Source organism: Succinivibrio dextrinosolvens DSM 3072 (genome assembly GCF_900167015.1).
Taxonomy (GTDB): Bacteria; Pseudomonadota; Gammaproteobacteria; order Enterobacterales; family Succinivibrionaceae; genus Succinivibrio; species Succinivibrio dextrinosolvens.
In genome coordinates this window covers 1-2,640 of the sequence record NZ_FUXX01000083.1, presented here as the reverse complement: position 1 = coordinate 2,640, position 2,640 = coordinate 1, and the positions used below count along the sequence as shown (strand labels likewise).

3 protein-coding genes are annotated in these 2,640 nt (G+C 35.2%); all 3 read right to left on the bottom strand.

The genetic code is table 11. From position 1 onward, the window contains the following. On the bottom strand, positions 1–346 hold a 346-nt coding region (locus B5D46_RS11855), incomplete at its 3' end, for a site-specific integrase (protein ID WP_159443117.1). Beyond that, positions 343–1,287 carry a tyrosine-type recombinase/integrase gene (locus tag B5D46_RS11850; RefSeq protein ID WP_078929631.1) on the bottom strand — a complete coding sequence of 315 codons (945 nt, stop codon included), beginning with the start codon at positions 1,285–1,287 and terminating at the stop codon, positions 343–345. The genes B5D46_RS11850 and B5D46_RS11855, both read right to left, overlap by 4 nt. Next, positions 1,274–2,506, bottom strand: coding sequence for a tyrosine-type recombinase/integrase (locus tag B5D46_RS11845; protein ID WP_078929630.1), 1,233 nt, complete (start codon positions 2,504–2,506; stop codon positions 1,274–1,276). Before B5D46_RS11845 ends, B5D46_RS11850 begins: the two co-directional genes overlap by 14 nt. Positions 2,507–2,640 lie beyond the last annotated feature (134 nt).

Sequence of the window (2,640 nt, the reverse complement as noted above, 5' to 3'; positions counted from 1 at the left end):
GTATTAAAGACATTTCATGATAGGATGAAACAAAAATTGAATCTTTTTCAGATGCAAACCTGAAAAAACGACGGATAGCTGCTAGTCTTTGGTTCCTGCTTGTTATTGAGCAATGATGTTCATCCTCTAAAAACAGTAAAAATCCTTCAAGCAATTCCCTGCTGGCAAGCGAAAAATCAAAGCAATCAAGTTTTATTTTCATTTTTTGACATGAATAGTCTAGATACATATTCAAAGCTGTCTTGTACGAACGTATCGTATTTTGGCTTGCAGCTTTTTGTTTTGGCAGATAAACTGTCAGAAATTCTCGGAGAATCTGATAGAACACTTTTGAATCCTTAGTCATGATGACACCTCCGGAATCAGAGATTGGAAATATTCCAAATTAATCGCAGTTGATTTCAAAAGTCGTTCTGGCAGTAAGTGTATATAATAAACAGTATGCCTATAGTCACTGTGTCCCATGTAAGAACTTAAGTATGGGAGAGCAGTATAAAGCTCCTCTCCATTGTCAATCCATTCTTGAAGAACTGCTGTAGCGAAACGATGTCTAAGATCATATACTCTAACGTGGGCATCTTTATTTTCTGGAAAGGCTTGTTCCCATATCTTAAGAAACTGTCGTGTCAGCCATTTTGCCGAATAGGCTTCTCCTGTTGTTGAAGGAAAGAGAAACTCTGAATTAGGAAATAGAATATCTCTTTTCGCTATGTATTTTTTGCATAAGATAGAAAGATCCTCTGCCATTGGAATCATTCGTTCTTTATGACTTTTGTTCTTTCTTATCAGCAGTGTGCATCGGTTAGTATCAATATCCTTCCTGTATAATTCTCGACCTTCATTGGGCCTAAGACCACAAAAATATATCAACCTAAAAATAACTGAAATGATATTTCCATATAATGGATTTTTTGAGTTGGATTTCTGTACATCACAGATTCGAAATATAGTTCGCAACTCTTCATCCGTAAAGAGATACGGTGTATATCTGTGAGTAGAAGGAACAAGATCTGCCGATAGAATTCCGTCACATTTACCTATGGCATATAGATATTTTGTAAGTTCTCTTGCTGCGGTTAGTCTTCGACGAAATCCTTCAGCCTTCTCTGTATCCCTTTGTATACACCAAGGCAGAATATCAGAAATCGATACTGTTTCATCAACAATGCCTTTTCTATCTATATACCTAGCAAGATCATTCAAGAAATAAGAATAAGTTCGTCTAGAATAGCCAAGACTTTCTTTATATAGAAGCATATCTTCTATCTGTTCTTCAAAGAATTTCATGAGTGCCTCCTAATGAATCCATTGAAAGAGCACACTTCTTAAGTCCATGTAAATCCAGTGAAATATATTGTCTAGTTGGTCGTATTGTCTGATGTCCAAGAACCTGTGAAACGGTGGTAACAGGAATTCCTTTTTCAACCATAGATGTACCGACAGCTCTTCGGATGCCATGAAACGTCTTTCCGTCATTTACGATATGGCTTATTCCTGCTTTTCTAAGATATTTGCGAAAAACACACGCAACAGATACTCCATCTTTTAACGCATCATATGGAGCAAAGCTTCTTAGAAATACATTTTTGCAAGTAGATTTTGGACGTTCATTAAGAATGTAATCAGCAAGAGCATCACGGACTGGGGGTTGTAACGGAAGAACAACAATCTTGTTTGTTTTTCCCTGTAAAACATGTATTTCTAGTTCTTTCCAATGGATATCGGTCAATGTTAGCGAGGCGATATCTCCTGCACGTAGTCCAGTTGTTACAGCAAGAGATAGGATTGCAAAATCACGTTTACCAGGAGCTTCTTTTCTTTCGATTTGATTGATAATTAAAATTATCTCGTTATGCTGCATTGCTGGCTTAACTTTGTGTTCGCGACTTCTTGGGGAGGCAAGAATTAACCAATAATTATCTGTTTTATATCCTTTTTGTGAAAGAAACTGAAAAAGTTTTTTCATTGTTAAAACAACTTCATCCATACTTCCAACTCTTGTCTCATGCATCACAGACAGGAAATCACGTATGTCTTCTGCAGTTATGTCGTTTAAGTCTTTTATATTTCTTTTTTTTAAAAAAACAAAAAAACGGGAAACAATACTATTTATGCTTCTTAAAGAATTTTTATTGATAGAAAGGCTTTCAATGAAATTTTTCAAGATTTCTGTAAAGTAGGAAGGAAGAGCTGTAGTTTTTTGGGGAAGAAAAATCTTCCATTCAAATGTACCTGTTTCATAAATTTCATTAAGAATATAGATTCCTCGTCGCTTAAAATTCAATGATTTTCTGGATATTGTATGATTTTGAAATTGCTCTTCTGCTTCATTAAGCTGTTGCTTCATAATTTCAGGTTGAAAAATATTACAGCCCTTTTCTTTATAAGCTTTTATTAACGGAGAGAAACTCCTTTCCTGATATGCTCGTATAGTTGCATTTGATAGCCTTAGCGTTTTAAGAATCTCTTTAGCTTTGGTAATGATGTCAAAAATACTTTTTTCCATAACGGTGGTCTCCTTTAGGAATTAAGGAAACTTCATTATAGAATGAAAAGTTATCCCGACTTATAATGTACTGATGCCCGTAACTAAGCCGATTTTTGCTGTTTTACGGTATAATCATAAAGTCGGGATAAGTG